A 26,569-nucleotide genomic window follows, 5' to 3' on the forward strand; every position below is an offset into this window, starting at 1 on the left:
CGCCTCCACGACGACCGCCGGCTGCGCGGGCGTGGAGCGATACGCCGCTTAGACAGTCGTCCCGAACAGTCAAGCTGTGCGAAGACTGTCAAAGGCCGAATCGAGAGCCGGTGACGAAATCTTGATCGGACACGCCGTCCGCGAACCGGGGCCGACGGCGTGAGGCGATGCCGCCCGGCATCCGGCGAGCCGGGCTCGGGCGGTCGGATCCCGGGCGTCTGCGCCCGCGACCGTGAGATGCGGCCGGCGGATGGAGGCCGCCGTGCGTGGGCGTGCCCGCCCGCGGACGGCCTCGTCGGCCCTCAGGCGACGCCGGAGCGGAGCAGGTCGTGGTAGTGCACGAGCCCGACGGGATGGCCGCCCTCGACCACGACGAGGCTCGTGATCTTCATCGATTCCTGGATCTCCAGGGCCTTGGCGAGGAGCGTCTCGGGGGCGACGGTGCGGGGCGTCGGGCTCATCAGCGCCTCCACGGCGAGGCGGTCGAGGTCGGCCCGGAAGACGTTGCGGCGCAGGTCACCGTCCGTGACGATGCCGGCGAGGCGCCCGTCCGCCTCCACCACCAGCACCGAGCCGAAGCCCTTGGCGTCGATCTCCGCGATCGCCGCCCGCATCGAGGTGCCGCGGGTCACCACCGGCATCTGCGCGCCCGTGTGCATCACCTCGCGGACCTGGCGCAGGGAGGCCCCGAGCTTGCCGCCCGGGTGGTAGATCGAGAATTCCCGGGCCGAGAAGCCGCGGGCCTCCAGCAGCGCCACCGCGAGCGCGTCGCCGAGCGCCAGCTGCATCGCCGTCGAGGTGGTGGGCGCGAGCCCGTTCGGGCAGGCCTCCCGGGCCTTCGGCAGGGTCAGGCAGACGTCCGCCTCGCGCCCGAGGGTCGAGGCGGGGTTCGAGGTGATCGCCACGAGGGCGACCCGGTAGCGCTTGGCGTAGCCGATGATGTCGGCGAGCTCCGTGGTCTCGCCCGACCAGGACAGGGCCAGGACCACGTCCTCGGGCTGTACCATGCCGAGGTCGCCGTGGCTCGCCTCGGCCGGGTGCACGTAGAGGGCGGGCGTCCCCGTGGAGGCGAGGGTGGCGGCGATCTTGCGCCCGATATGGCCGGACTTGCCCATGCCGGTGAGGATGACGCGCCCGCGCGCCCGGCCGATCCGCTCCACCGCCGCCGCGAAGGCCGCGCCGAGCCCGTTGCCGATCGCCTCCATCAGGCAGGCGAGCCCGTCGCGCTCCGTCCCGATGGTGCGCAGCGCCGAGGCCACCGCCGGGGTCTCCGGCTCGATCCGCTCCGCCAGCGCCGCCTGTGCCTGAGCCATGCCTGCCCGGGCCGTGATGCCCCGTCCGAGGCCGGCCCGCTCCCCATGATCGGGCCCGCCCCGGTGGCGGACCGCACGGATTCCATCTCGCCGCGATCCATCTCGCGGCGATCCATTTCGCCGCGATCCTTGGCCGGCGAATGTGGTGGGATTGGGGGGCGCCGTCGCCGCGAGCCGGACGGCCGCCCATTAACCGGCCGCTAACCCTGTCCGTTTACGAAACCGAGAGGATTGCGGCGGGTGGCGCCCGATCAGCGGGAGCCTTGGGCCGGTGAGGGGTGCAGCGCCGAGCGGGGACGGGGAAGGGCCTGCGCGCGGCCGGCGCCGCGGCCGCCTGCCGATCCCGCTGGCGATCCTGCTCGCGACGCTGCCCGGCGCCCCGGCCGCCCTCGCTCAAGGGGCCGCCCCGGCCTCCCGCTTCGACGTCACGAGCCCGGTGACGGGCGGCCCGGACAACCCCGGCCCCGGGCAGGAGGCGGACCCGAACGGCCTGCCGAGCCTGCGCCGCAGCAGCGCCACCGACCTGTTCGCCCCGAACGCGCGGCGACCGACCGGCGGCGAGGATTCCGCCCCCTCCGATCTCGCCCGCACCGGTCTCTCGACGCTCGGCCGCAGCCGGACCCTCGGGGGCCTCTCCACGGCCGGGGCCCGCACCGGCACGAACGCCCGCGCGCCGACGAGCCTGATCCGCCAGCGCGCCGCCCCGCCCCGCCGGATCGGCTCGGCGACGCGGCGGGTGACCCAGGAGGTGACGCAGGTGCCGAGCCTGGCCCTGCGCCTCTCCCCCATCGTCCAGAGCCCGGTCAGCGGCGTGCCGCTGCCCGCGGCGGTGCCGATCCTCGGCCTCGTGACGCCGGGTGCCCTGCTCCTGAACGGCCTGCGCCGCCCAATCCCCACGGACGACGCCTACGCGCCCCTCGGGATCAAGCTCGGCACCCTGACGTTCCTGCCGGCCTTCACCCAGAGCATCGGCTACGACACCAACCCGGACCAGATCTCCGGCCGCCTCGCCAAGGGCTCGGTGGCGCTGCGCAGCGAGGGCGAGCTGAACTTCCGCAGCGACTGGTCCGCCCACGAGCTCGCGGGCGAGCTGCGCGGCGGGTACTTCAACTTCCCCGAGAACGATGCGGCGAGCCGGCCGAACGGCGCGGGCTCGGTGCGCCTGCGCCTCGACGCCAACCGCGACACCCGCATCGACGTGGAGGGCCGCTTCCTCGTCGATACCCAGCGCGCCGGCAGCCCCGACCTGCAGGCGGCCGTGGCGACGCGCCCCCTGATCGCCACCTACGGGACCACGGTGGGGGCGACGCAGAGCTTCAACCGGCTCCAGGTCTCGCTCCGGGGCTCCATCGACCGCTCCGAGTTCGAGGATGCGCGGCTCACGAACGGCCAGGTGCTGGTGCAGAGCGACCGCAACCTCAACCAGTACGGCCTGCGCCTGCGGACGGCCTACGAGATCTCGCCCGTCATCACGCCCTTCGTGGATCTGCTCGCCGACACCCGCGTCTACGACCTCGTCCGCGACGCCTCGGGCCTGCGCCGCGACTCGGACGGCGTCGCCGTCACGGCGGGCGCGGCCTTCGCCCTCACCCGCTTCCTCACCGGCGAGATCTCGGCCGGCATCCAGCACCGCACCTACGTCGACCCGTCGCTCCGCGCCATCAACGCGCCGCTCGTCAACGCGGCGCTGATCTGGTCGCTCAGCCCGCTGACCACCGTGCGCCTCGGCGCGGTGACGGGCGTCAGCGAGACGGCGGTGCCGGGCTCCTCGGGCATCCTCACCGAGGCGGCGACGTTCGAGGTGCAGCACGACCTCCTGCGCAACCTCTCGCTGACGCTGGGGGGCGCCCTCCTGCGGAACGACTACCAGGGTGCCAGCATCCGGGAGACCGGCTTCTCGGCGACCGGCCGCCTCGATTACCGCTTCAACCGGTGGCTGACGATGCGCGGCACCTACATCTACCAGCAGATCGACAGCACCGTGGCGGGGGCGAGCTTCAAGGACAACACCTTCCTGCTCGGCGTCCGCGTGAACCCGTGAGGCCGCGCCCGGGCGCGGCCCTTCCCGGCAGGCCGCGCCCCGGCGCGGCTCTTCCCGGCAACTCCGGCCTCAGCGCACCAGGGCGAGGCTCGCGCCGGATTTGCTCAGCGCGCCGTCGAGGCTGCCGCCCCCCTGGCGCAGCCGCGCCGCGACGGTGCCGCCGGGCTGGTAGAGGTAGACCTCCCCGTCCCGGTAGTCCCAGGCCGTGACCTTCGCGAGATCCTTGTTCGGGCAGCCCGAGGCCGTGGCCTTGTAGAGGTCCAGCGCCGGCGCGCTGGACAGGGCGACCCGGCAGCTGCCCCCCGTGGCGTCCTTCGCCGTCCAGTTGCCGACGACGGAGGAGCGGCCGCTGGCCACCACCGGCGGCGGGGGCGGCGGCGCCAGGACGGGCTCGGCGATGACGTTCGAGGCGGGGGGACTCGCCACCGCGACGTCGGTGCCGGTGGGTCCGTCGGGGGACGCCGCGATGCCCGGCGGCGGCGCGAGGGGGGCCGCCGTGACGGCGCCCGAGGGCACGGCCGGCACCACCGGCTCCAGGGCCGCCTGCGGCCCGGGGACGCCCGCCCGCGCCCGGGGACCGTCGATGCGCGACGTGCTGCAGGCGCCGAGGCCCGCCGCGAGGGCGAGCACGGCGAGACTCGACAGGTACTGACGCGGCATCGGTCCACTTTCCCGGGTGGCCCCGCACGGGGCGGCTCGGCCGTCTGCCTCACCGGCAAATGCGATGCCCGCAAGGCGGGGCGGGCGGCCGTGCCCGGGGATCGCGGCGGCGGGACGGCTTTTCGGGAGAGTGTGGCGGGGGGGCCGCACCGGACCGCCCCGCCCCGGGCTCACACCTCGCGGGCGATCATCATCTTCTTGATCTCGGCGATGGCCTTGGCCGGGTTCAGGCTCTTCGGGCAGGTGTTGGCGCAGTTCATGATCGTGTGGCAGCGGTAGAGCCGGAACGGGTCGTGCAGGGTGTCGAGCCGCTCGCCGGTGTTCTCGTCGCGGCTGTCGATCAGCCAGCGATAGGCCTGGAGCAGGGCCGCGGGGCCCAGGAAGCGGTCGCCGTTCCACCAGTAGCTCGGGCAGCTCGTGGTGCAGCAGGCGCACAGGATGCACTCGTAGAGCCCGTCGAGGCGCGCCCGGTCCTCGGGCGTCTGGCGCCACTCCTTCTCGGGGGCGGGCGTCTCCGTCTGCAGCCAGGGCTCGATCGCGGCGTGCTGGGCGTAGAAGGTCGTCAGGTCCGGCACGAGGTCCTTCAGCACCGGCATGTGCGGCAGCGGGTAGACCTTGACGGCCCCGGTCTTCTTGCCCTTGGCGTGCTCCTGGCACTCGTCGATGCCCATGGTGCAGGCGAGCGCGTTCTGGCCCTCGATGTTCATGGCGCAGGAGCCGCAGATGCCCTCGCGGCAGGAGCGGCGGAAGACCAGCGTCGAGTCGACCCGGTTCTTGATCCACAGAAGCGCGTCGAGGACCATCGGCCCGCAATCGTCGCGGTCGACCTGGTAGGTGTCGATGCGCGGATTGGCGCCGTCGTCGGGGTTCCAGCGATAGACGCGGAACTCCTGCAGGTTCCTGGCCCCGGAGGGCGCCGGCCAGGCCTTGCCCTCGCGGAGCTGGGAGTTCTTGGGAAGTGCGAACTGGGCCATCAGGCGTCCCTACTCAAGGTCGGTTCGGGTGTGGCAGGCCTCGCGCGATCGAGGCCTGCCGGTAGGTAGGACAGCAGCGAGAGCACGTAGGTCAGGTCGCCCGGGAGGCTGTCGATGGTTCTGTCGGCCATGCCCCGCAGGTGGGACCAATCCGCCCCATCGTAGCCGCGTCCGAGCCAGCAGAGTGCAACCAGGTCGCGCAGCTGATCACGCGTCAGGGATGCGACGAGATTGCGTAACCTCAGGAAGGCGGGCGAGGAGAAGGCCGGGCTGTAGACGCTGGCCGGCAGGAAATGAAAGCCCGCGACGAGCGATTCGTTTCGCACGGTGAGGTCACCGAGCGTCGCATCGACGCGCGCGTTCAGGCGGAGGATGTCCTCCAGTTGCGCTGGCGTGATCGTCGTGTCTGCTCCGGACACGCGGATGGCCGCGACCGCCTCGCCGAGCCGGAGAACGAGATGGGCGAGTCCATGCTCGGACGCTCTCTCGATCAGCTTCAGGTCGGCGGTGATCACACGCAGGCCATCGCGCTCCGCACAGGCGAGGAAGATGCAGTCCTGGACCGGATGGGCGATTGCGATGGCGAGATCCAGGGCCCGCTCGAACAGGAGGAGGGTCGGAGTGATCGAGGAAAATATGCTTGGCAGCGAGGCGCACGACAGATCTGCCTGAGACCGATCAGCTTCTCCGAGCCTGATCTTCTTCTGCATCGCGGTCGCGAATTCGGTAAAGAGCAGATCGGGTGCATGGAACGTCGCTCGCGTTGCCAAGAGAGCAACGGCGGTTTCATGCTCCACTTCGGAGAGAAACCATTTTACTGCGACCGACGTGTCGATCACGAACTTCACCTGTCCCGCTCCTCGCGGATCAGAGCCACGCTGTCGGTCTGCACGACATTTTTCGGCGTCATCGCGGCGATACGCCTGGCCATCGCCGCGCGATCCTCACGAAGGTCATTTCCTTGCGCACCGAGTGCTTCCCGGATCAGCGTTAGCGTTTCCTGTTCGACGCTGCGTCCGTGTCGGCGCGCGAGATCCGAGATGCGCTCCACGGTCTCGTCATCGACGTCCCTGATCATCAGTTCACCCATGAGAGGCTCCGCCCGCAGCGCCGAGATCTCAGTACACGCGCGCCTTCGGCTCGATGTACTGGATCTCGTTCGACATCGTGTAGGTGTGCACCGGCCGGTAATCGATGCTGACCTGGTGGCCCTGGGTGTCGAGCCAGGAGAGGGTGTGCTTCATCCACTCCTTGTCGTCGCGGTCGGGGAAGTCCTCGCGGGCGTGCGCGCCGCGGCTCTCCTTGCGGTTGGCGGCCGATTCCATGGTCACCACCGCCTGGCCGATCAGGTTGTCGAACTCCAGCGTCTCCAGGAGGTCCGTGTTCCACACGAGCGAGCGGTCGGTGATGCGGATGTCGGCGGCCGCGTGCCAGACCTTGTGGATCAGGCCCTTGCCCTCCTCCAGCACCTCGCCGGTGCGGAAGACCGCGCAGTTGTTCTGCATGGTCTTCTGCATCTCGAGGCGCAGCTCCGCGGTCGGCGTGCTGCCGTTCGCGTAGCGGAAGCGGTCGAGGCGAGCGAGCGCCTTGTCGGCGGAGTCCTTCGGCAGGTCCATCTGGCGGCCGTTCGGCTCGACGATCTCGGCGCAGCGCAGGCCCGAGGCGCGCCCGAACACCACGAGGTCGATCAGCGAGTTCGAGCCGAGGCGGTTCGCTCCGTGTACCGAGACGCAGGCCGCCTCGCCGATCGCCATCAGGCCCGGCACCACGGTGTCGGGGTTGCCGTCGCGCAGGGTCAGCACCTCCCCGTGATAGTTCGTGGGGATGCCGCCCATGTTGTAGTGCACGGTCGGCAGCACCGGGATCGGCTCCTTCGTGACGTCGACCCCCGCGAAGATCTTGGCCGATTCCGAGATGCCCGGCAGGCGCTCGTGCAGGATCTTGGGGTCGAGGTGGTCGAGGTGCAGGAAGATGTGGTCGCCGCCCTTGCCGACGCCGCGGCCGGCCCGGATCTCCATGGTCATCGAGCGGGAGACCACGTCGCGCGATGCGAGGTCCTTGGCGGACGGCGCGTAGCGCTCCATGAAGCGCTCGCCCTCGGAGTTCGTGAGGTAGCCGCCCTCGCCGCGGGCCCCCTCCGTGATCAGGCAGCCCGCGCCGTAGATGCCGGTGGGGTGGAACTGCACGAACTCCATGTCCTGCAGCGGCAGCCCCGCGCGCAGCACCATGGCGTTGCCGTCGCCCGTGCAGGTGTGGGCGGAGGTGGCCGAGAAGTAGGAGCGGCCGTAGCCGCCGGTGGCCAGCACCGTCATCTGGGCGCGGAAGCGGTGGATCTCGCCGGTGGCCTGGTCGATGGCGATGACGCCGCGGCAGCGGCCCTCCTCGTCCATGATCAGGTCGAGGGCGAAGTACTCGATGAAGAAGTTGGTGTGGTTCTTCACCGCCTGCCCGTAGAGGGTGTGGAGCATGGCGTGGCCGGTGCGGTCGGCCGCCGCGCAGGTGCGCTGCGCGGTGCCCTTGCCGTAGTCGGTGGTCATGCCGCCGAAGGGCCGCTGGTAGATCTTGCCCTCCTCGGTCCGGGAGAAGGGCACGCCCCAGTGCTCCAGCTCGTAGACGGCGGCCGGCGCGTTGCGCACCAGGTACTCGATGGCGTCCTGGTCGCCGAGCCAGTCGGACCCCTTCACGGTGTCGTACATGTGCCAGCGCCAGTCGTCCGGCCCCATGTTGCCGAGGGAGGCCGAGATGCCGCCCTGCGCCGCCACGGTGTGCGAGCGGGTGGGGAAGACCTTGGTGATGCAGGCGGTGCGCAGGCCCGCCTGGCTGCAGCCGACGGTGGCGCGCAGGCCGGCGCCGCCCGCCCCGACGATGACCACGTCGAAGGTGTGGTCGTGGATGGTGTAGGCGGGCTGCGACCCGTTCGTTCCGTTGGCGGCCATGCGGCGGCTCCTTCGTGGGTTCGGGTCAGGCGAAGCGGGCGAGGCCCACGCGCAGGATCGCGTAGAGGCAGGCCACGGCGACGACGACCGCGTAGAAATTGTTGGCGAACAGCGCCGCGATGCGCAGCGCCTTGTCGTGCACGTAGTCCTCGATGATGACCTGCATGCCGAGGCGCATGTGGAGGGTCACCGAGACCACCGCGAGGATCATCACGATCGCCACCAGCGGATGGCCGACGAGCGCCACGGCCTCCGGGTAGGGGCGGCCTGCCATCAGCGCGATGATCACCACGAAGGCGAGCATCAGGGGGGCGTTCGCGGCCGCGGTGAGGCGCTGCTGCCACCAGTGGCCCGCCCCGTGCCCGGAGGCGCCGAGGCCGCGCACCCGGGCGCGGGGCGTGCGGATCGAGAGGTTCGTGTTCTGGCGATTGTCGGCCATGGGTCCGCCTCCTCTCAGCGCAGGATCAGGGCGGCGGCCCAGATCACGGCGGTGAGCACCACCGAGCCGATCAGGGTGCCGCGGGACATGCCCATCCGGGCCTCCCGGTCGAGGCCGACGCCGAAGTCCCACACGAAGTGGCGCAGGCCCCCCAGCATGTGGTGCAGCAGGATCCAGGTGTAGACGAACAGCACGAGGCGCCCGAGCCAGGAGCCGAAGGCCCAGGCGGTCCAGCCGTAGGCGGCCGGCCCCGCGGCGAGCGATACCAGCCAGATCGCCACCAGCGCCGACCCGCCGTAGAGCGCCGTGCCGGTGATGCGGTGGAACACCGACATCGCCATCGTCCAGGTCCAGCGGTAGATCTGGAGGTGGGGCGAGAGCGGCTGGGCGGTGGTGGGTCTGGCGGTTGGGGCCATCGCGGCGTCCTTCGCGGCAGTTGAGAACTGAACTGTTTCTAAGGTCAGGTATCGCTAGTGCGCGGGCTGCCAACCCGCAATGCGGCATGGGGGGGCGGTCGGCCCGTCCGCACTTGACGGCCACTGTCATCTGTCACGGCAGCCTCCCCAGAAGCTTCCACCACAGGTAGTCGAGCGGTGCTGCCACCAGCAGGGAGGCGAGGCCGAAGGCGAGGGTCAGCCGGGCCGCCTCGGCGAGCGGCACCCGGCCGAGATCGCTCGCGATGACGATGGGCGGCGCCTGGTAGGGCAGGAACAGGGTCGAGTAGCCGACCACCTGGATCATCACCACGCTCATCAGGTCGAAGCCGGTGGCGCGGCTCATCTCCTCGGCGAGCGCCGTGTAGAGCGCGGGCGCGCCGTTCGCGGTGGCGACGCCCGCCAGCGCCGTGGCGAGGAGCGTCAGGACGCCGAAGTTGCGGGCCTCGGCCCCGGGCTCCAGGGGCGCGACGGCCAGCAGCGCGTGGCCGAGCCGGGCGCCGAGGCCGCTCTCGTCCACGAGGGCGACGAGCCCGAGCAGGGCCGCCACGTAGAACGAGGTGCGCAGGTTGACCTGCCCGAAGGCCTCCGGGGCGAGCACCCCGATGCGGGGCATCAGGCAGACGACCGCCGCCGCGAGGCCGATCCAGGCCGGAGCGATGTGATGCCACCCGTCCGTGATCCACAGGGCCAGGGTCGCGCCGAGGATGAGCGCGAGGCGCCGCTCGGGCGCCGTGAAGGGCGGCAGCGGAGCCGGCGCCCCGTGCGGCTCGATCCGGTCGGGGAAGATCCGCAGGGTGAGGAGCACGAGGAGGCAGCCCTTCACGCCGGCGAGCACGGGGGCGTGCAGCCAGAGATAGGGCAGGTAGGCAAGGTGCAGGCCGTACTGCCGCTCCGCGGCGCCGGCCATCACGAGGTTCGGGACGTTGGCGGGCAGGATCGCGGCCGACAGGATCGGCGTCGCGACCCCGACCACCAGCACCGCCCCGGTCCGTCCGGGCCGGCCGGGCTCCAGCCCGAAGGCGTCGCAGAGCGCCAGCACCACCGGGATCATCACCGCGACGCGGCCGATGTTCGAGGGCATCACGAAGGCGAGGGCGAAGGACAGCAGCGCCAGCCCCGCGATGAAGCGCCCGTAGGAACCGGACAGGCGGGCGCTGAGCGAGCGGGCGAGCCGCGCCCCGAGGCCGGTGCGGCTCATGGCGTGCGCCACCACCATGCCGGCGGCGACGAGCCAGAACGCCTGGGAGGCGAAGCCCGAGAACACCGTCCCGGCGGGCCCGAGCCCGAGCAGCATGGCCAGCGCGAAGAACAGGAGCGCCGTGACGATCTCGGCCAGCAGCGCCGTCGCCCACAGCCCCATGCAGAGCACGAGCAGGACCGCGGTGGCGACCACCACCCCCTCCCCGCTGATGAGACCCTGCACCGGCACGGCTCTGGCCCTCCCCGTTCCGGCGCGATCCTTTCTGGAACGGCTCCAGACCGCAATTCGGGATCCGTTGACGGAGCCTTCGCGTCAGGCGAAGGATGAGGGATGAGAAGCCGAGCGCCATCGGACGATGCGACGGTCTCCCGTGCAATCCCGTCATTCCCGTGCGCCGAAGGCGAACCTGGAATCCGGAGCCGCCGTGGTCGCTCATTCCAGCCTGAGCGGCCTCATCCCGCGCCGAACCTTCGTTTTCCCGCAAGCCACGGCCACCTGCCATGATGCGCTTCGACCTCATCGACCTCGCCCTGTTCCGCCACGTGGTGGAGGCGGGCTCGATCACCCACGGGGCCGCGCGGGCGAACCTCGCGCTCGCCGCCGCCTCGACCCGGATCCGGGGGCTCGAGGAATCCCTCGGGGCGGCGCTCCTCACCCGCAGCCGCCAGGGCGTCACCCCGACCCCGGCGGGGCGGGCGCTCCTCGCCCATGCCCGCGCGCTCATGGCCGACATCGACCGCATGCAGGGGGAGCTCTCCGCCTTCTCGGGCGGCACGGTGGGGCAGATCCGGGTGCTCGCGAACACCAACGCCCTCACCGAGTTCCTGCCCGAGGCCCTGAGCCTCTACCTCGCGAGCCATCCCGGCGTCAGCGTCGACATCGACGAGCACACCTCGGACGAGATCGTCGGGCTCGTGGCCGAGGGCGCGGCCGACCTCGGCATCCTGTCCGGCACCGTCGACACCGGCAGCCTCGAGACCTACCCGTTCCGGCAGGACCGCTTCGTGCTGGTGGCCGCCCACGGCCATCCCCTCGCCTGGCGCGAGAGCGCCTCCTTCGCGGAGGTGCTGAACCACGACATGGTCGGCCTCGACCGGGCGAGCGCGATCACCCGCTTCCTGGCCGACCGGGCCGCCCGCATCGGCCGGCCGATGCGCCTGCGGGTGCAGCTGCGCGGCTTCGACGCCGTCTGCCGCCTCGTGGAGTGCCGCGTCGGCCTCGGCATCGTGCCCGAGACGACGGCGCGCCGCGCCGCCCGGGGCATGGCCATCGCGGTGGTGCCCCTCACCGACCCCTGGGCGGTGCGCGACCTCACCCTGTGCCTGCGGGCGCTGGACCGCCTGCCGGCCTTCGCGCAGGCCTTCGTGGCGCACCTGCGGGCGTGAGGCACGCAGCGCGGCGCGCGGCTTGCGACCGGGCCCCGGAGGCGTAGCCTCGCGGGGTCGCGCCAGCAACGAGGAGCCCAGCCGATGTCGATCGCAACCGTCGAGACGCTGGGCGCGCGCCGGGGCGCGGAGGTGCTGCTGGAAGTGCTGCGCTCCGAGGGCGTGCGCTACATCTTCGGCAACCCCGGCACCACCGAACTACCCCTGATCGACGCGCTCACCGACGCGCCGGACATCGCCTACGTGCTCGCCCTGCAGGAGGCGAGCGCGGTCGCGATGGCGGACGGCTACGCGCAAGGGGCGCGCCGGCCGGGCTTCCTCAACCTGCACACGGCCGGCGGCCTCGGCCACGGCATGGGCAACCTGCTCAACGCCCAGATCGCCGGCACGCCCCTCGTGGTCACCGCGGGCCAGCAGGATTCCCGCCACTTCATCACCGACCCGCTGCTGTTCGGCGACCTCGTGACCATCGCGGGCCCCACCGTGAAGTGGGCCCGCGAGGTGACCCATGCCGACCAGCTGCCGATCCTCCTGCGCCGGGCCTTCCACGATTGCAGCGCGGCGCCCTCCGGCCCCGTCTTCCTGTCCCTGCCCATGGACGTGATGGAGGAGATGACCGACGCCGCCCCCGGCGGCGTCTCGACCATCGACCGCTGCGCGGTGGCGGGCTCCCTCGACCGGCTGGCCGACCACCTCGCCGCGGTCCCGCCCGGCCGCCTCGCCCTGATCGCGGGCGACGAGATCGAGACCAGCGACGCCTCGGCGGAGGCCGTGCGGCTGGCCGACGCGCTGGCCGCCCCGGTCTACGGCTCGTCCTGGCCGGCCCACATCCCCTTCCCCACCGCCCACCCGCTCTGGGCCGGGAACCTGCCGACGCGGGCTACCGATATCGCCGAGATCCTCGGGGGTTACGACGCGGTCTTCGCGCTGGGCGGCAAGTCGCTCATCACCGTGCTCTACACCGAGGGCTCGGCGGTGCCGGCGGGCACGCAGGTCTACCAGCTCTCGGCGGACGTGCGCGACCTCGGCCGCACCTACGTGACGCAGCTCTCGACGGTGGGCGACATCCGGGCCTCGCTCGCCGTGCTGCTGCCCCTCGTCGAGGCCCGGATCGCGTCCCGCGCCGCCGATTACGCCGCCGAGCGGACGCGCGCCGCGGCCGCCCGGGACGCGCGCCGCGCCAAACTCTTCGCGGCGGCCGAGGCCGAGGCCGGGGCCCCCGTCACCGCGCCGCTCGTGGCCGCCCGCGAGATCGCCCGGGCGGTGGGCGCCCGCACCGCCATCGTCGACGAGGCGCCCGCGACCCTCGGGCACCTGCGCACCTTCCTGGACAGCACCTGGACGCGCCAGTACGCCTCGATCCGCGGCGGCGTGCTCGGCTGGGGCATGCCGGCCGCCGTCGGCTTCTCCCTCGGCCTCGACCGCGAGCCGGTGGTCTGCGTCGTCGGCGACGGGGCGGCGATGTACTCGCCCCAGGGGCTGTGGAGCGCCGCCCACGAGGGGCTGCCGGTGACCTTCGTGGTCATCAACAACGCCGAGTACAACATCCTCAAGCGCTACATGCGCTCGCAGACCCACTACGCCTCGGTGCGCGCGAACCGCTTCATCGCCATGGACCTCACCGACCCGCGCATCGACTTCCTCGCCCTCGCCGCGTCCATGGGCGTGCCGGCCCGCCGCGTCGAGCGGGCCTCCGACATCGCGGGGGCGATCGAGGCCGGGATCCGCTCCGGCAAGCCGAACCTTGTGGAGGTGCCGGTGAGCGCGACCTACGGCTGAGCCGCGGTCCCGCTCACTCCGCGAGCCCCGGTATCGGCAGCCCGAAGGCCTGGGCGAGCAGCACGCAGTTCAGCGCGAGCACCACCGCGGCGCCCGCCACCGCGGCGACCTGGGTCAGGCGGCCGTTGGCGAAGGGCCCCATCAGGTCGCGCCGGCGCGTGAACAGCACCAGGGCGATCATCGGCACGGGCAGCGCCAGCGACAGCACCACCTGCGAGAGCACCAGCGCCCGGGTCGGGTCGACGCCCATCGCGATCACGATGAAGGCCGGCACCATGGTGACGAGGCGGCGGACCCAGAGCGGGATGCGCCAGCCGAGGAAGCCCTGCATCACGATCTGCCCCGCCATGGTGCCGACCACCGAGGAGGAGACCCCGGAGGCGATCAGCGAGACCAGGAAGGCGCCCGCCGCCGCCGAGCCGAGGAGCGGCGTGAGGGTGTGGTAGGCCTGGGCGATCTCGGCCACGTCGCTGTGGCCGAGGTGGAAGGCCGAGGCCGCCATGATCACCATGGCCATGTTCACGCCGCCGGCGAGCGCCAGCGCCACCACCACCTCGCGGTTCGAGTAGCGCACGAGGCGGCGCCGGTCGGCCTCGTCGCGGGCGGGCGCCCGCCCCTGCGTCAGGCCCGAATGCAGGAACAGCGCGTGCGGCATCACGGTGGCGCCGATGATGCCGACCGCGATGATCAGCGCCTCGGCGTCGGGGATGCGCGGCGTCACGAGGCCCGTCGCGGCCTCCTTCCAGGCGATCGGGGCGATGAACAGCTCGATCGCGTAGCAGAGCCCGATGGTGGCCACCATCGCGCCGATGACGATCTCCATGCGCCGGAAGCCGCCCTGCTCCAGGATCAGGATCGCGTAGGTGACGATCGCGGTCACCACCATGCCGGCGAAGAGCGGCATGCCGGTGAGCAGCGCCAGCCCGATGGCGCCGCCCAGGAACTCCGCGAGGTCGGTCGCCATGGCGGCGAGCTCGCTCACCGCCCACATCCCGAGCCGGGCGGGGCGGGGAAACTCCTCGCGGCAGAGCTCGGCGAGGTTCCGGTTCGTCACGATGCCGAGCTTGGCCGAGAGCGCCTGGAACAGCATGGCGACGAGGTTCGCCATCAGCACCACCCAGAGCAGGGTGTAGCCGTACTTCGCGCCCGCCTGGATGTTCGTGGCGAAGTTGCCGGGGTCCATGTAGGCGATCGAGGCCATCACGGCCGGTCCCGTGAACAGCAGGAAGCGTCCGCGGCCGGAATGGCGGCCGTCCAGCACCGCGCGGATCTCCTGCTCCGTGCGGCGGCTCAGCGCGTCGCGCGCCGGTCCTTCGGCCATCGTCGTCGGTCCCCGTGTCATCGTCGCGCGTGCCGCAGGCGGCATCCCTTTTATAGCATCTGCTATAATCATGCGCATCGGCTCAAGATCAAGGGGTCTGCTGAATCGGCTTGGCGGGACTCCCCTCCGGCCCCGCTGGTTTGCTAGAGAGGGAGTGAGAGGGACGCGCGGGCCGCGACGCGTCCCCCGCGCGACGTCCCAGGGAGGCAGCCGGCACCATGCAGGACCCGTCACGGCCGGCTCCGGAGCCCGCGCTGATCGATCCCGAGGTGCATGTCGAGAGCTTCCGGCAGGCCCGGGAGGCCCGCCGCCTGGAACTCGTCGAGGACTACGTGGAGCTGATCGCCGACCTGATCGGCGACGGCGGCGAGGCCCGCCAGGTCGACATCGCGGCCCGCCTCGGCGTCGCCCAGCCGACGGTGGCCAAGATGCTGAAGCGCCTCGCCGAGGAAGGGTTCGTGCAGCAGCGCCCCTATCGGGGCGTGTTCCTCACCGAGGCCGGCCGGGTGCTGGCCGAGCAGGCCCGCGAGCGCCATCGCATCGTCGAGCGCTTCCTCTGCGCCCTCGGCGTCAGCCCCGAGACGGCCCGCCGCGACGCGGAGGGCATCGAGCACCACGTCAGCGGCGAGACCCTGGAGGCCTTCCGGCGCTTCGCCGAAGGGTAGGGCTCACCGGGTAGGGCTCACCGGCAGGGCTCACCGGGGTCCGGTCCAAGTCGCCCGACCCGCGCCCACGGGCACCTCCGCGGGCAGCACCGAGAGGATGCGGTCCTGCGGGCCGATGGAGCGACAGGTCCGCACGATGCGGGTGACGGCGACGAGGTCGGCGGGGCTCGGCATCACGCCCATCGGGCGCCCCGGCGTCTCGACCATGCTAGGATGGCGCATCCGGGCCGAACCCTGCTGCGAGGGCCGCGGGGCGTCGGGCTCAGGCGCCGATCCAGGCCCTCGGCGAGACTTCGGGCCCTCGGCGAGACTTCGGGCCCTCGGCGAGAGCGGAGAGGACCATGCCGAACGCGTTGGCCGGGCGTCGCGTGCTGCTGGTGGAGGACGAGTACTTCATCGCGGACGACATGCGCCGCGCCCTCGAGGAGCGCGGCGCCGAGGTGCTCGGGCCGGTGGGGAGCGTCGACACTGCGCTCGCCCTGATCGCCGAGACGCCGCGGATCGACGGCGCGGTGCTCGACATCAACCTGCGCGACGTGATGGCCTACCCGGTGGCCGACCGGCTCCGGGAGCGCGGGGTGCCCTTCCTCTTCGCCACGGGCTACGAGCGCAGCACCATCCCGGCCCGCTACGCGGACGTGCGCCACTGCGAGAAGCCCGTGGAGGCGGCCCGGATCGCCGACCTGCTGTTCGGCTGAAGCTCAGGCCGAGAGCGCGACCGGCACCGGCTCGTCCTCGGGGACGACGTCGACCTCCACCTTGAGACGCTGCGAGCCCGAGGCGGTGACGATCCCGTCGATGGGGGCGACGTCGCCGTAGTCGCGCCCGCGGGCCACCACGATGTGGTCGTCGCGCACGGCCACGTCGTTCGTCGGGTCGAGGTCCCGCCACGCGTCGCCGCACCAGACCGAGACCCAGGCATGGCTCGCATCCGCCCCGCGCAGCCGCGGCTGCCCGGGCGGCGGCAGGGTCCGGAGGTATCCGCTGACGTAGGCCGCCGGCAGCCCGAGGCCGCGCAGGGCCGCGATCATCACGTGGGCGAAATCCTGGCAGACGCCGGCCCGCAGGGCGAAGGCCTCGGGCATCGGCGTCGCGACCGTGGTCGCCTTGGCGTCGAAGCGGAAATCCGTCCGGATGCGGTGCATCAGGTCGAGCGCGGCCCCGTAGGCGCTCCGGCCGGGCCGGAAGCTCGGCCGGGCGTAGTCGGCCACCGCCGGCAGGAGGGGAACGCGGGCGCTCGGGAACAGGAAGTGGACGGGCCCCCTCGGCCCGAAGGCCCGGTCGACCGCCGCGCGGTCGCGCACGCTCTCCCAGGCCTCGCCGGCTTCCGGGGGCGGGGGCGCCTCGCGCGCCACCAGCACCCGCGACAGGGCCTCCACGTGGAACTCCGTGTGGAGCGCGTCGATGGTGATCGCCCGCGTCTCGATGCCGAAGAAGTCGCTCCGGCTGACATCCGTGCGCGGGGCGGGGCCGAGGGTCAGCGCGTGCTCCAGCACCGTCTGGCCCGCCTCGTCCCGCGGCGCGAGGCGCAGGGAGCAGCGGGCGAAGCGCGCCGGCCGGCCGTAGCGGTAGGTGGTGAGGTGGCGCAGGGCGTAGATCATGCCAGCCCCAGGAGCTTCTCGGGGCGCAGGGCCTGCGGGCCGCTGGCGAAGTAGCGGATCGCCACGGCGTCGGCGAGGCGCTCGAGCTCGCTCTCGAGCCGGGCCATGGCGACGTCGTCGAAATCGGCCGCCTCGCCGCTCTCGAACTCGGCGGCGACCCGGGCGGCGAGGCGCCGGTGCGGCTCCGGGATGCCGTCGGCGGAGAGCGCGGGCAGCTCGGCGAGGTGGCGCGCGACCGCCTCCATCTGGAAGGCGACGGAGCGGGGGTTGAAGGGATCGAGGAGCACCATGTCCCGCACCGGCTCCAGGGCGACGCCCTGCATGTAGCGGCCCCCGTAGGCCACCTGCGAGTCGCTCAGCGCCAGCATCACGCCGAGGTCGTCGGCCCGGGCATCGTCGCCCGCGAAGGCCATGGCGAGGGAGGTGGTGTTGATCGCCCGCTCGATGCGGCGCCCGAGGTCGGCGAAGTGCCAGCCCGCGGCCCGGCTCATGTTCTCCTGAATCAGGCCGGCGAGCGCCGCGAGGTGGCTCAGCGCCCGCTCCGCCCGCCCGAGGAGCTGCGACTCGGCGTAGTCGCGGGTCCCGTCGAGGGCGAGGAGCTCGGTGAGGTCGGCGAGCACGCGCCAGGCCTCGCCGGACAGGCGGGCGCGCAGGCTGGACGCGTTCTTGCGCGCCGACTGGACATGCGCGCGCGCCGAGCCCGGCGCCTCGCGGCCCGCCAGCGCCTCGAGCGCCAGCGCCGCGGTGGGCAGGTCGGCGGCCCGTGCGGCGCCCCACTCGTGCAGCAGGGCGCGGATCCGCCGGGCGGCCGGCGTCGCGCTGTCGCCGGGGATGTCCGTGACCACCGCGCCGCCGGGGCTGCCGAGATGCGCCACCACGAGGCGCAGCACCGCCTCGGCCCGCTCCAGGTAGCGCCCGAACCAGAACAGGCTGTCGGCGGCCCGCGAGGGCAGGTGCCCGGCGATGCGGCGGACCCTGGGGGGCACCTGCGAGAGCAGGGTGGGCGTGTCGACGGGCGTCTCGGACAGCACCCAGACGTCGGCCGAGCGGATGCCGAGGCGCATCTCGCTCGGGTCGACCTCGGGCCGCTCGGAGATGCGGCAGAAGCCGCCGGGCATCACCCGCCAGCCCTGCGCGGTGTGGGCCGCGAAGACCCGGAGCGCGAAGGGGCGTGGCACGAGGCGCAGGCCCGCGGCGGTGCGCTCCCAGCCCGGCATGGTCGAGAGCGGGGCGGGCTCCTGGCCCACGTAGTCGAAGGGCCGGTCGCGCAGCGCCGCCACCACGCGCGCGCGGTCGGCCGCGAGGGCGTGGGGGCCGAGGATCGCGTCGCGCCCGGCCCCGCGCTGCGGGGTGGCGGCGGGGCGGAGCGTCAGGGCGTCGAGGTGGTCGCGCACGTGGGCGAGCCCGGCCGGGTCGCCGCACCACCAGGCGCGGGGGGAACGCAGGCGAAGGCTCTCGCCGAGGAGCCGGCGGCCGATCCCGTCGAGGTAGGGCGCGAGGGCCGCGGACTCGACCATGCCGGAGCCCGGCATGTTGGCCATCACGAGGCTGCCGTTGCGCAGGGCCTCGATCACGCCCGGGATGCCGAGGCGGGAAGCCGGGTTCAGCTCCAGCGGGTCGAGGTAGTCGGCGTCGATGCGCCGCCAGAGGGCGTCGGCGCGCTTCAGCCCCGAGACGGTGCGGACCTGCAGCCGTCCCTCGCGCATCACGAGGTCGTCGCCCTCCACCAGCATCAGGCCGAGGTAGCGGGCGAGCGCCGCCTGCTCGACGTAGGTGGAGCTGTAGGGCCCCGAGGTGAGCAGGCAGATGCGCGGATCCGTGCGCTCGGCGCCGGCCGCGAGGCTCTCCCGGAAGCTCCGGAAGAAGGCCTGGAGGCGCTCGACGTGCAGCTCCTGGAAGAAGTCCGGGAAGGCGCGGGTCAGCACCATCCGGTTCTCCAGGGCGAAGCCGAGGCCGGACGGCGCCTGGGTGCGGTCGGCGAGCACCTGCCAGCGCCCGTCCGCATCCCGGCCGATATCGGCGGCGTAGAGCTTCAGGTAGCGGCCGCCGGGCGGGGCGACCCCGTGCAGGGGGCGCAGGAACTCGGGGCTGCCCGCAACCACGGCGGCGGGCAGGAGGCCCTCCGCCACGAGGTGGCCGGGCCCGTAGACGTCGGCGAGGATCGCCTCCATCAGCTCGGCGCGCTGCACGAGGCCCTCGCTCAGCTCGCGCCACTCGGCCGCCTCCACGACGAGGGGCAGCGAGCTCAGCGGCCAGGCGTGCTCGCGCTGGTCGCCGTGCACCCGGTAGGAGATGCCGGCGTCGCGGATGTGCCGCTCGGCCGAGACGAAGCGGGCCATGACCTCCGCCTCGTCGAGGCGGCCGAGCCGGTCGACGTAGCGGGTCCAGGCGTGGCGCCGGGTGCCGTCCCCGCGCAGGAACTCGTCGGGCAGCCCGGGGAGCGGCCGGTACGCGGCCGTCCAGCGGGCGAGCCGATCGGGCGCGCCCTCCCCGTCGCCGCCCGGCATCCTCATCGGGGCGCCGGCGTTCGCAGGTCGAGGGTGAGGGGGAATTCGGCGCTCGCCTCCTCGCGGGGCATCTCGACCCGGCCCGGGGTGTGGCCGTGCGGCTGGAACCGGGCGAGGCGGCGGCCCTCGGCCTCGTAGGTGTTGACCGGGAAGGTCTCGTAGTTGCGCCCGCCCGGATGGGCGACGTGGTAGCGGCAGCCGCCGAGGGCGCGGCCGCTCCAGGCGTCGAGGATGTCGATCGTCAGGGGCGCGTGCGCGGGGATCGTCGGGTGCAGCGACGAGGCCGGCTGCCAGGCCTTGAAGCGGAGGCCCGCCACCGCCTCGCCCGCCGTGCCGGTGCCCGTCATGGGAAGCCGCCGGCCGTTGCAGGCGATGACGTGCCGCCCGGGCACGAAGCCCGTGACCCGGACCTGCAGGCGCTCCACCGAGCTGTCGACGTAGCGCACCGTGCCACCGCTCGTCCCCTCCTCGCCGAGCACGTGCCACGGCTCCAGCGCCTGGCGCAGCTCCAGGCCGACGCCCCCGTGCTCGACCTGCCCGAAGGCGGGGAAGCGGAATTCCCGCTGCGCCTCGAAGGCCTTCGGGTCGAAAGCGTAGCCTGCCCGGCCAAGGTCTTCCAGCACTCCGAGGAAATCCGCCCAGAGGAAATGCGGGAGCATGAAGCGATCGTGCAGCGCCGTGCCCCAGCGGACACATGGGCCGGCCTGCGGCTCGCGCCACAGCCACGCGACGAGGGCGCGCAGCAGGAGCTGCTGGGCGAGGCTCATGCGCGGGTCCGGCGGCATCTCGAAGCCGCGGAACTCGAGGAGGCCGAGGCGGCCGGTGGGCCCGTCCGGCGAGTAGAGCTTGTCGATGCAGATCTCGGCCCGGTGCGTGTTGCCGGTGACGTCGACGAGGATGTTGCGGAAGATCCGGTCGACGAGCCAGCGGGGGATGTTCGGGGCGTCCGGCGCCGGAATCTGCGCCAGCGCGATCTCGAGCTCGTAGAGCCCGTCGTGGCGCGCCTCGTCCATGCGAGGCGCCTGGCTCGTCGGGCCGATGTAGAGGCCCGAGAACAGGTAGGACAGCGAGGGATGGCGCTGCCAGTACAGCACTAGGCTCTTGAGGAGGTCGGGGCGGCGCAGGAAGGGGGAATCGTCCGGCGTGACGCCGCCGAGCACCACGTGGTTGCCCCCGCCCGTGCCGGTGTGGCGCCCGTCGGTCATGAACTTCTGGGCGCCGAGCCGGGTCTCGCGGGCGTCGGCGTAGAGGTCGCTCGTGATGGCGACCGCCTCCCGCCAGGTCTTGGCCGGATGCACGTTCACCTCGATCACGCCGGGGTCGGGGGTGACCTTGATGACGTTGAGCCGCGGATCGAAGGGCGGCTCGTAGCCCTCGACGTGGACCGCCTGGCCGGTCTCGGCCGCGGCGGCCTCCAGGTGCCCGACGAGGGCGAGGTATTCGTCGGCCCGCTGCAGGGGCGGCATGAAGACGTGCAGGATCCCGTCCCGGGGCTCCACGGCGAGCGCCGTGCGCACCGCGACGCCGGTGACGCCGGAGCCGTTCGGCGTGTGCCGGCCGGGATGGCCCTCGGGCAGGGGCTCGCGGGCCTCCAGCGGGTCCTGCGGCTGGTAGTAGGGGTAGTGCTCCGGCGGCACGTGGGGCAGGCTCGACAGCGGCAGGCGGAAGCCGAGGGGCGAGTCGCCCGGCGTCAGGAGGGCGGCACCGCGCCGGAAGGTCCAGGCCTCGGAGATCCAGCGCCGCTCGTCGCCCCCGCCGTCGCGGCCCGTGGCGAGGCTCGCGAGGGGCAGGACGTAGCCGGCGGGCGCGCCGAGGCCCCGCGCGAACACCCGCCTCATGCGGGCGGCGGTCTCGGCATTGGCGAGTTCCGGGTTGTCGGTGGTGACGTTGACGGGCAGCTCCGCCTCGCGCTCCTCCCAGTATTGCGGGTCCTCGTAGGCCGGCATCACGTAGTCGGCGAGGCCGAGGCGGCGGGCGAGCGCTCCGATCAGCGCCTCGGCCTGCCCGATTCCGGCCTCCCGCGGCCCCGTCTCGGCGGCGATGAGGGCGGGATCCTGCCAGATCGGCTTCCCGTCCCGGCGCCAGTAGAGGGCGAAGGCCCAGCGCGGCAGGCTCTCCCCGGGGTACCACTTGCCCTGCCCGTAATGCAGCATGCCGCCCGGCCCGAAGCGGGTCCGCAGGCGGCGGATCAGCTGGTCGGCGAGGCCGCGCTTCGTCGGCCCCACCGCGGCGGCGTTCCACTCGGGGGCCTCGAAATCGTCCACCGACACGAAGGTCGGCTCGCCCCCCATGGTCAGGCGCACGTCCTGCGCGGCGAGGTCGGCGTCCACGCGCTCGCCCAGCGCGTCCATGGCCGTCCACACGGTGTCCGAGAAGGGCTTGGTGATGCGCGGCGACTCCGCCACGCGGGTCACGGTCATCTCGAAGCCGAACTCGACCTTCGCGGGCTCGGCGAGCCCCGAGATCGGCGCGGCGGAGTGGTAGTGGGGCGTGGCGGCGAGCGGGATGTGCCCTTCGCCGCAGAGGAGCCCCGAGGTGGCGTCGAGGCCGATCCAGCCGGCGCCCGGCAGGTACACCTCGGCCCAGGCGTGGAGATCGGTGAAGTCGGTCTTGGTGCCCTCCGGCCCGTCGACCGCCGTAGTGTCGGGCACGAGCTGGATCAGGTAGCCGGAGACGAAGCGGGCCGCGAAGCCGATCCGGCGCAGCACCTGCACGAGGAGCCAGGCCGAGTCGCGGCAGGAGCCGCTGCCCAGGGTCAGGGTCTCGGCCGGCGCCTGGACGCCCGGCTCCATGCGCACCCCGTAGGCGATCTTCGAGGCCACGAGCCCGTTCAGCGCCACCAGGAACTGGACGGTGCCGGGCTCCTCCGGCAGGCGCTCCAGGAAGGCGTCGATCTCGGGGCCCTCGGCATCGTCGGTGACGCGGTAGGGCGCGAGCTCGCCCTGCAGGTCCTCCGCGTAGGCGAAGGGCCGGGTCTGTGCGTAGTCCTCCACGAAGAAGTCGAACGGGTTGATCACCGCCAGGTCGGCGGTCAGGTCGACCTCGATGCGCAGCGCGTCGGTCTTCTCCGGGAAGACGAAGCGGGCGAGCCAGTTGCCGCTCGGGTCCTGCTGCCAGTTCACGAAGTGGTTCTCGGGACTCACCTTCAGGGCGTAGGCCGGGATCCGGGTGCGGGCATGGGGGGCCGGGCGCAGACGCACCACCTGGGGGCCGAGGGCGATCGGGCGGTCGTACCGGTAGTGCGTGACGTGGTGGAGGGCAGCTTTGATCGACACGGGCACTCCGCTCTCGGCTGATGGATGCGCTTGCGTGCGCTTGAGGCCCGCGGGGGGGCCGTTCTGAGGCCGCCGTGCGGGGCCGCTCCCGGCCGGACCCTAGCAAGTTCCGTGCGTGGGTTTCCAGGCGTGGTTGCGTCCGGGCCCGGCGCCGAACCGGCGCCGGCAGGTATCGATTCTCAATCGGGTCCCCGCCGCGGGAACTTTGGCGGCCAAGCGCCCTTGTGGCCAGAGGCGTCGTGACGAACACCGTCCCGCGCGGCCGCCCCGGGGCTGCCGCCGCGTTCCCGACGCCGGACCGGGCCCACGATGAAGATCTTCCAGTGCCAGGCCTGCGACCAGCCCGTGACCTTCGAGAGCACGGCCTGCGAGAGCTGCGAGCGGCGCCTCGGCTACGTCTGCGAGGTGCACGAGGTCTCCGCCCTGGAGCCCTCGGGCCACTCCGCCCACCCGCAGATGGGCGGCGCCCAGACCTTCCACGCCTACGCGCAGCCGGGCCGCAAGTACCGCTTCTGCGCCAATGCCGCGCACGGGGCCTGCAACTGGCTGGTGCCCGAGGACCACCCCTCCCCGTTCTGCACGACCTGCCGCCACAACCGCCTCGTGCCGGACCTGACGATGCCCTGGAACCTGACGCGCTGGCGCCAGATCGAGGCCGCCAAGCATCGCCTGTTCTACTCGCTGCTGCGCCTCGACCTGCCGCTCGCCACCCGCGCCGAGGCGGCGGACGGGCTCGCCTTCGACTTCCTGGTGGATCCGGCGGAGAGCTTCCTGATCGGCCCGCCGGTGCTCACCGGGCACCAGGACGGCCTCATCACCCTCAACATCGCCGAGGCCGACGACGTCGAGCGCGAGCGGCGCCGGCTCCTGTTCGGCGAGTACTACCGCACCCTCCTGGGCCACTTCCGGCACGAGATCGGCCACTATTTCTGGAACGTGCTGGTGCGCAACGACCCGAGCCTGTGGACCTTCCGGTCCCTGTTCGGGGACGAGAGCGCGGACTACGCCGGCGCCCTGCAGCGCCACTACGCGAACGGCGCGCCGCCCGGCTGGGAGGAGGCCTACGTCTCGGCCTACGCCACCGCCCACCCCTGGGAGGACTTCGCCGAGACCTGGGCGCACTACCTCCACATCGTCGACACCATCGAGACCGCCTCGACCTTCGAGCTGCACGTGCGCCCGCGCCTGCGCCACGGGCCGGACGCGCCGGTCATCATCGACTTCGACCCGCACCGCACCCCCGACCTCGACCGGCTGATCGAGGCGTGGCTGCCCCTGACCTACGCGGTGAACTCCCTCTCCCGCAGCATGGGCCAGCCGGCGCTATACCCGTTCAAGCTGACGCCCGCCGTGATCGCCAAGCTCGCCTTCGTGCACGAGCGCATCTACGCGATGCGGGCCGACGGCGCGCAGACCGGCGGCGACGAGATCCTGCGCGCGGTGATCGCCGGCCTGCGCAGCCCGGTCGCGGCCCCGAACGCCTGAGGGCGTCGACCGTCTCCCGATGCGGTGGCCCGCAGGAGGATCACCCCCGGCCCGCGGCGGCCGGGGATGATCCTCCCAAACTCGCTGCATCGCACTAAAGGATTGATCCGGCGCATCAATCCTTTGTTGCGGGCACGGCGCCCGCCGCCTACCCTCCGGGCTCCCATCCAGAGCCGAGATCGATTCCGTGAACCCGCAGGCGCGCCCGCTTCCCATCGCCGTGATCGGCGCCGGCTTCAGCGGGACGATGGCGGCGCTCCAGCTCCTCGCCGCCCTGCCCCCGGACCGGCCGGTGCTGCTGTGCGAGCGGGCCGACCGGTTCGGGCGCGGGCTCGCCTACGCCACCGGCAACCCGGACCACCTCCTTAACGTGCGCGCGGCCAACATGAGCGCGTTCCCCGACCGGCCCGGCCATTTCGAGGGCTGGCTCGCGGCCCTCGAACCCGGGACCGAGGGCGTGCGGGCGACGCCGGCCGGCACCTTCGCGGCCCGCGGCCTCTACGGGCGCTACCTCACCGAGCTCCTCGCCGAGGCTGTCACCGGGCGCGACGCGGGTCGCCTGCGCCTCGTGAACGAGGCGGTCGTCGATCTCGCGCCCGCCCCGGACGGATTCGCCCTTCGGCTCGAGGGCGGCTCGGGCCACCGGGTCGCGGGGGCGGTGCTGGCGGTCGGCAACCTCGCGCCCTCGGGCGGCCCGCCGAGCCGCCACCGGCTCGATCCCTGGCGCGCAGAATCCCTCGGACGCCTCCATCCCGACCGGCCGGTGCTGATCCTCGGCACCGGCCTCACCATGGTGGACGCGGTCGCGACGCTGCGCCGGCACGGCTTCGCGGGGCCGGTGATCGCCCTGTCCCGGCGGGGGCTCCTGCCCAATCCGCACGCGGCGACGGGCCCCTGGCCGGCGCCCGACCTCGCGGCGGACTCCGCCTCGCTGCGGGGGCTGCTGCGCCGGGTCCGGGCCGAGGCCGCCGCCGCGGACGCGCAGGGCACCGGCTGGCGCGGGGTGATCGACGCCCTGCGCCCGGCGACGAACCCGCTCTGGCGGGGCCTGCCGCCCGCCGAGCGGGCGCGGTTCCTGCGCCACCTGCGCCCGTTCTGGGACGTGCACCGCCACCGCACCGCCCCGCCGGCCGGCGCCGCCATCGAGGCGGAGATCGCGCGGGGCAGCCTCACGGTGCGGGCCGGGCGCGTCGTCGCCATCGAGGATGCGCCCGCCGAGGCGCTGGTGACGCTGCGTCCCCGCGGCCGCACGGCCCTCGAGACCCTCGCCGTCCAGTGCATCCTGGACGCCACGGGCATCGGGCAGGCGGCCGAGAGCACCGACCCGCTCCTCGGCCAGCTCCTCGCCCGCGGCCTGGTGCGGCCCGGCCCCTTCGGGATCGGCCTCGACGCCGACGCGGCCTACCGGCTGCAGGCCGGAGAGGCGCGGCCGCTCTGGCTCCTCGGCCCGCTGCTGCGCGGGGTCCTGTGGGAGGCGACCGCCGTGCCCGACATCCGCAACGACGCCGCCGCCCTCGCCCGCGCGGTGGCCGCCGACCCGGCCCTAAGGCCGCATTAACCGGAAGGCGGGATCGTGCCGGCCTCCGCCGGACGTTGCCGCCGATGCTCCCGCTTCTCCAAGATTTGCCGGTTCAAGACCTCCTGCTGCGAACCGGCACGACGCTCGCCGAAGCCCTGGAGCAGCTTGCCCTGCCGGGCCTCCTCTTCGGGGCCCTGGCGCTGATCGCCAAGGGCAGCGCCGCCATCGCCGACGGCCGCCGCGCCGTGCCCGAGATCCTGCGCAATCTCGTGCTCATCGGGCTCGACCCGCTGCTGATCGCGCCGCCCCTCGGCCTGATGCTGGTGGCGATGCGCGGCGCCCTCGACGCGAACGGCCTCCACCTCGTGCCGCCGGCGGCCTGGGAGGCGCTGCCGGTGGCCCTGGTGACGTTCTGCGCCGTGTTCGCGGCCGACTTCATCGGCTACTGGCGGCACCGCCTGGAGCACACCCGCTGGCTCTGGCCCGCCCACGCGCTCCACCACAGCGACACCGAGATGACCTGGCTCGCGGTGTTCCGCTTCCACCCGATCAACCGGCTCACCACGGTGCTCATCGACGGCCTGATGCTCAGCCTGCTCGGCCTGCCCCCCTACGCGCTGGTGGTGGCCTGGCTCGTGAAGCACTTCTACGGCGAGTTCATCCACGCCGACCTGCCCTGGACCCTCGGGCCGCTGCGGGCCGTCCTGGTCTCGCCGGCCATGCACCGCTGGCACCACGCCACCGACCCGGCGGCCTTCGACACCAACTTCGCCACGGTGTTCTCGCTGTTCGACCGCGCCTTCGGCACCCACCGTGTGCCGGGCCCCTGCGACGGTCCGGTCGGCGTCGCCGGGGTGAGCGAGCTCGGCCTCCTCGACCAGCTCCTCCTGCCCTTCCGGCCCGGCGCCTACCGGCGCCCCGCGGCCGAACCGCCCCCGCCCGTCGAGCCCGGGACGGCGCCGGCGACGGCCTGATTCCCCGTCCCCGGCCTGACTCCCAGTCCCCGGCCTGACTCCCTTGCCCCGCTGGGG

At 73.1% G+C, this 26,569-nt stretch carries 21 protein-coding genes and 1 pseudogene; 8 read left to right on the forward strand and 14 right to left on the reverse strand.

The genetic code is table 11. From position 1 onward, the window contains the following. Window positions 1–302: 302 nt before the first annotated feature. Window positions 303–1,313, reverse strand: a complete 1,011-nt coding sequence (locus ACLBXP_RS22055; protein WP_447669967.1) for a KpsF/GutQ family sugar-phosphate isomerase — start codon at window positions 1,311–1,313, stop codon at window positions 303–305. A gap of 271 nt (window positions 1,314–1,584) precedes the next feature. Between ACLBXP_RS22055 and ACLBXP_RS22060 the strand changes: the two genes are divergently transcribed. Next, on the forward strand, window positions 1,585–3,354 hold the full coding sequence (locus tag ACLBXP_RS22060; protein WP_447669968.1) for an outer membrane beta-barrel protein: 1,770 nt from the start codon (window positions 1,585–1,587) through the stop codon (window positions 3,352–3,354). Between the two features lie 69 nt (window positions 3,355–3,423). Here the strand turns inward: ACLBXP_RS22060 and ACLBXP_RS22065 are convergent, their stop codons facing one another. The 8 genes and pseudogenes from ACLBXP_RS22065 to ACLBXP_RS22100 all read right to left on the reverse strand — a co-directional run bounded on the left by ACLBXP_RS22065 (window position 3,424) and on the right by ACLBXP_RS22100 (window position 10,229). After that, window positions 3,424–4,014, reverse strand: coding sequence for an AprI/Inh family metalloprotease inhibitor (locus ACLBXP_RS22065; protein WP_447669969.1), 591 nt, complete (start codon window positions 4,012–4,014; stop codon window positions 3,424–3,426). Between the two features lie 170 nt (window positions 4,015–4,184). After that, window positions 4,185–4,988 carry a succinate dehydrogenase iron-sulfur subunit gene (locus ACLBXP_RS22070; RefSeq protein ID WP_447669970.1) on the reverse strand — a complete coding sequence of 268 codons (804 nt, stop codon included), beginning with the start codon at window positions 4,986–4,988 and terminating at the stop codon, window positions 4,185–4,187. Further along, complete coding sequence (locus ACLBXP_RS22075) at window positions 4,988–5,836, reverse strand: PIN domain-containing protein (protein ID WP_447669971.1); 849 nt, start codon at window positions 5,834–5,836, stop codon at window positions 4,988–4,990. The genes ACLBXP_RS22070 and ACLBXP_RS22075 overlap by 1 nt, the downstream gene beginning before the upstream one ends. A gap of 173 nt (window positions 5,837–6,009) precedes the next feature. After that, window positions 6,010–6,078: pseudogene (locus ACLBXP_RS22080) on the reverse strand (hypothetical protein); the annotation flags it as partial. 28 nt (window positions 6,079–6,106) lie between these two features. After that, the gene (gene sdhA, locus ACLBXP_RS22085) at window positions 6,107–7,924 is read right to left on the reverse strand and encodes a succinate dehydrogenase flavoprotein subunit (RefSeq protein ID WP_447669972.1); all 1,818 of its coding nucleotides are present in this window, start codon (window positions 7,922–7,924) and stop codon (window positions 6,107–6,109) included. 25 nt (window positions 7,925–7,949) lie between these two features. Then, window positions 7,950–8,363, reverse strand: a complete 414-nt coding sequence (sdhD, locus tag ACLBXP_RS22090; RefSeq protein WP_447669973.1) for a succinate dehydrogenase, hydrophobic membrane anchor protein — start codon at window positions 8,361–8,363, stop codon at window positions 7,950–7,952. Between the two features lie 14 nt (window positions 8,364–8,377). After that, the gene (sdhC, locus tag ACLBXP_RS22095) at window positions 8,378–8,779 is read right to left on the reverse strand and encodes a succinate dehydrogenase, cytochrome b556 subunit (RefSeq protein WP_447669974.1); all 402 of its coding nucleotides are present in this window, start codon (window positions 8,777–8,779) and stop codon (window positions 8,378–8,380) included. A 133-nt stretch (window positions 8,780–8,912) separates the two neighbouring features. Further along, the gene (locus ACLBXP_RS22100) at window positions 8,913–10,229 is read right to left on the reverse strand and encodes an SLC13 family permease (protein ID WP_447669975.1); all 1,317 of its coding nucleotides are present in this window, start codon (window positions 10,227–10,229) and stop codon (window positions 8,913–8,915) included. Window positions 10,230–10,501: 272 nt separating this feature from the next. Here ACLBXP_RS22100 and ACLBXP_RS22105 point away from each other — a divergent pair, with 272 nt between their 5' ends. Together ACLBXP_RS22105 and ACLBXP_RS22110 are read left to right on the forward strand one after the other, a co-directional pair. Then, window positions 10,502–11,386, forward strand: a complete 885-nt coding sequence (locus ACLBXP_RS22105; protein WP_447669976.1) for a LysR substrate-binding domain-containing protein — start codon at window positions 10,502–10,504, stop codon at window positions 11,384–11,386. Between the two features lie 84 nt (window positions 11,387–11,470). Further along, window positions 11,471–13,165 carry a thiamine pyrophosphate-binding protein gene (locus tag ACLBXP_RS22110; RefSeq protein WP_447669977.1) on the forward strand — a complete coding sequence of 565 codons (1,695 nt, stop codon included), beginning with the start codon at window positions 11,471–11,473 and terminating at the stop codon, window positions 13,163–13,165. A 13-nt stretch (window positions 13,166–13,178) separates the two neighbouring features. Here ACLBXP_RS22110 and ACLBXP_RS22115 read toward each other — a convergent pair whose 3' ends face one another. After that, window positions 13,179–14,486, reverse strand: a complete 1,308-nt coding sequence (locus tag ACLBXP_RS22115) for an Nramp family divalent metal transporter (RefSeq protein ID WP_447669978.1) — start codon at window positions 14,484–14,486, stop codon at window positions 13,179–13,181. Window positions 14,487–14,704: 218 nt separating this feature from the next. On the opposite strand from ACLBXP_RS22115, the gene mntR reads away from it, so the two are divergent. Beyond that, entirely contained in the window at window positions 14,705–15,151 is a 447-nt protein-coding gene (mntR, locus tag ACLBXP_RS22120) for a manganese-binding transcriptional regulator MntR (protein ID WP_447669979.1), read from the forward strand. A gap of 30 nt (window positions 15,152–15,181) precedes the next feature. On the opposite strand, the gene ACLBXP_RS22125 is transcribed toward mntR, so the two are convergent. Further along, complete coding sequence (locus ACLBXP_RS22125; protein WP_447669980.1) at window positions 15,182–15,358, reverse strand: hypothetical protein; 177 nt, start codon at window positions 15,356–15,358, stop codon at window positions 15,182–15,184. A gap of 134 nt (window positions 15,359–15,492) precedes the next feature. Between ACLBXP_RS22125 and ACLBXP_RS22130 the strand changes: the two genes are divergently transcribed. Beyond that, complete coding sequence (locus ACLBXP_RS22130) at window positions 15,493–15,849, forward strand: response regulator (protein WP_447669981.1); 357 nt, start codon at window positions 15,493–15,495, stop codon at window positions 15,847–15,849. Window positions 15,850–15,852: 3 nt separating this feature from the next. Here the strand turns inward: ACLBXP_RS22130 and ACLBXP_RS22135 are convergent, their stop codons facing one another. From ACLBXP_RS22135 to ACLBXP_RS22145, 3 genes are read right to left on the reverse strand one after another with little or no spacing between them, the layout of a single operon-like run. Continuing rightward, window positions 15,853–16,752, reverse strand: a complete 900-nt coding sequence (locus ACLBXP_RS22135; protein WP_447669982.1) for a transglutaminase family protein — start codon at window positions 16,750–16,752, stop codon at window positions 15,853–15,855. After that, window positions 16,749–19,259, reverse strand: coding sequence for a circularly permuted type 2 ATP-grasp protein (locus ACLBXP_RS22140; protein WP_447670004.1), 2,511 nt, complete (start codon window positions 19,257–19,259; stop codon window positions 16,749–16,751). Before ACLBXP_RS22140 ends, ACLBXP_RS22135 begins: the two co-directional genes overlap by 4 nt. Before the next feature lie 2 nt (window positions 19,260–19,261). Continuing rightward, window positions 19,262–22,534, reverse strand: a complete 3,273-nt coding sequence (locus tag ACLBXP_RS22145) for a transglutaminase family protein (RefSeq protein WP_447669983.1) — start codon at window positions 22,532–22,534, stop codon at window positions 19,262–19,264. A 309-nt stretch (window positions 22,535–22,843) separates the two neighbouring features. On the opposite strand from ACLBXP_RS22145, the gene ACLBXP_RS22150 reads away from it, so the two are divergent. The 3 genes from ACLBXP_RS22150 to ACLBXP_RS22160 all read left to right on the forward strand — a co-directional run bounded on the left by ACLBXP_RS22150 (window position 22,844) and on the right by ACLBXP_RS22160 (window position 26,512). Then, window positions 22,844–24,019: a zinc-binding metallopeptidase family protein gene (locus ACLBXP_RS22150; RefSeq protein WP_447669984.1), complete on the forward strand. Its 1,176-nt coding sequence runs from the start codon at window positions 22,844–22,846 to the stop codon at window positions 24,017–24,019. 187 nt (window positions 24,020–24,206) lie between these two features. Next, complete coding sequence (locus ACLBXP_RS22155; RefSeq protein WP_447669985.1) at window positions 24,207–25,577, forward strand: FAD/NAD(P)-binding protein; 1,371 nt, start codon at window positions 24,207–24,209, stop codon at window positions 25,575–25,577. Window positions 25,578–25,621: 44 nt separating this feature from the next. Beyond that, window positions 25,622–26,512 (forward strand): sterol desaturase family protein, encoded by an 891-nt coding sequence (locus ACLBXP_RS22160; protein WP_447669986.1) that lies wholly within the window; start codon window positions 25,622–25,624, stop codon window positions 26,510–26,512. Window positions 26,513–26,569: the final 57 nt, after the last annotated feature.

This window comes from Methylobacterium sp. A54F, from assembly GCF_053346035.1.

Excerpts from the sequence above, each read along its gene's own strand:
- ACLBXP_RS22055 (WP_447669967.1), bottom strand. The coding sequence starts at position 1,313 with ATGGCTCAGGCACAGGCGGCGCTGGCGGAGCGGATCGAGCCGGAGACC.
- ACLBXP_RS22065 (WP_447669969.1), bottom strand. The coding sequence starts at position 4,014 with ATGCCGCGTCAGTACCTGTCGAGTCTCGCCGTGCTCGCCCTCGCGGCG.
- ACLBXP_RS22070 (WP_447669970.1), bottom strand. The coding sequence starts at position 4,988 with ATGGCCCAGTTCGCACTTCCCAAGAACTCCCAGCTCCGCGAGGGCAAG.
- sdhA (WP_447669972.1), bottom strand. The coding sequence starts at position 7,924 with ATGGCCGCCAACGGAACGAACGGGTCGCAGCCCGCCTACACCATCCAC.
- sdhD (WP_447669973.1), bottom strand. The coding sequence starts at position 8,363 with ATGGCCGACAATCGCCAGAACACGAACCTCTCGATCCGCACGCCCCGC.
- sdhC (WP_447669974.1), bottom strand. The coding sequence starts at position 8,779 with ATGGCCCCAACCGCCAGACCCACCACCGCCCAGCCGCTCTCGCCCCAC.
- ACLBXP_RS22105 (WP_447669976.1), top strand. The coding sequence starts at position 10,502 with ATGATGCGCTTCGACCTCATCGACCTCGCCCTGTTCCGCCACGTGGTG.
- ACLBXP_RS22110 (WP_447669977.1), top strand. The coding sequence starts at position 11,471 with ATGTCGATCGCAACCGTCGAGACGCTGGGCGCGCGCCGGGGCGCGGAG.
- ACLBXP_RS22115 (WP_447669978.1), bottom strand. The coding sequence starts at position 14,486 with ATGGCCGAAGGACCGGCGCGCGACGCGCTGAGCCGCCGCACGGAGCAG.
- mntR (WP_447669979.1), top strand. The coding sequence starts at position 14,705 with ATGCAGGACCCGTCACGGCCGGCTCCGGAGCCCGCGCTGATCGATCCC.
- ACLBXP_RS22125 (WP_447669980.1), bottom strand. The coding sequence starts at position 15,358 with ATGGTCGAGACGCCGGGGCGCCCGATGGGCGTGATGCCGAGCCCCGCC.
- ACLBXP_RS22130 (WP_447669981.1), top strand. The coding sequence starts at position 15,493 with ATGCCGAACGCGTTGGCCGGGCGTCGCGTGCTGCTGGTGGAGGACGAG.
- ACLBXP_RS22135 (WP_447669982.1), bottom strand. The coding sequence starts at position 16,752 with ATGATCTACGCCCTGCGCCACCTCACCACCTACCGCTACGGCCGGCCG.
- ACLBXP_RS22140 (WP_447670004.1), bottom strand. The coding sequence starts at position 19,259 with ATGCCGGGCGGCGACGGGGAGGGCGCGCCCGATCGGCTCGCCCGCTGG.
- ACLBXP_RS22150 (WP_447669984.1), top strand. The coding sequence starts at position 22,844 with ATGAAGATCTTCCAGTGCCAGGCCTGCGACCAGCCCGTGACCTTCGAG.
- ACLBXP_RS22160 (WP_447669986.1), top strand. The coding sequence starts at position 25,622 with ATGCTCCCGCTTCTCCAAGATTTGCCGGTTCAAGACCTCCTGCTGCGA.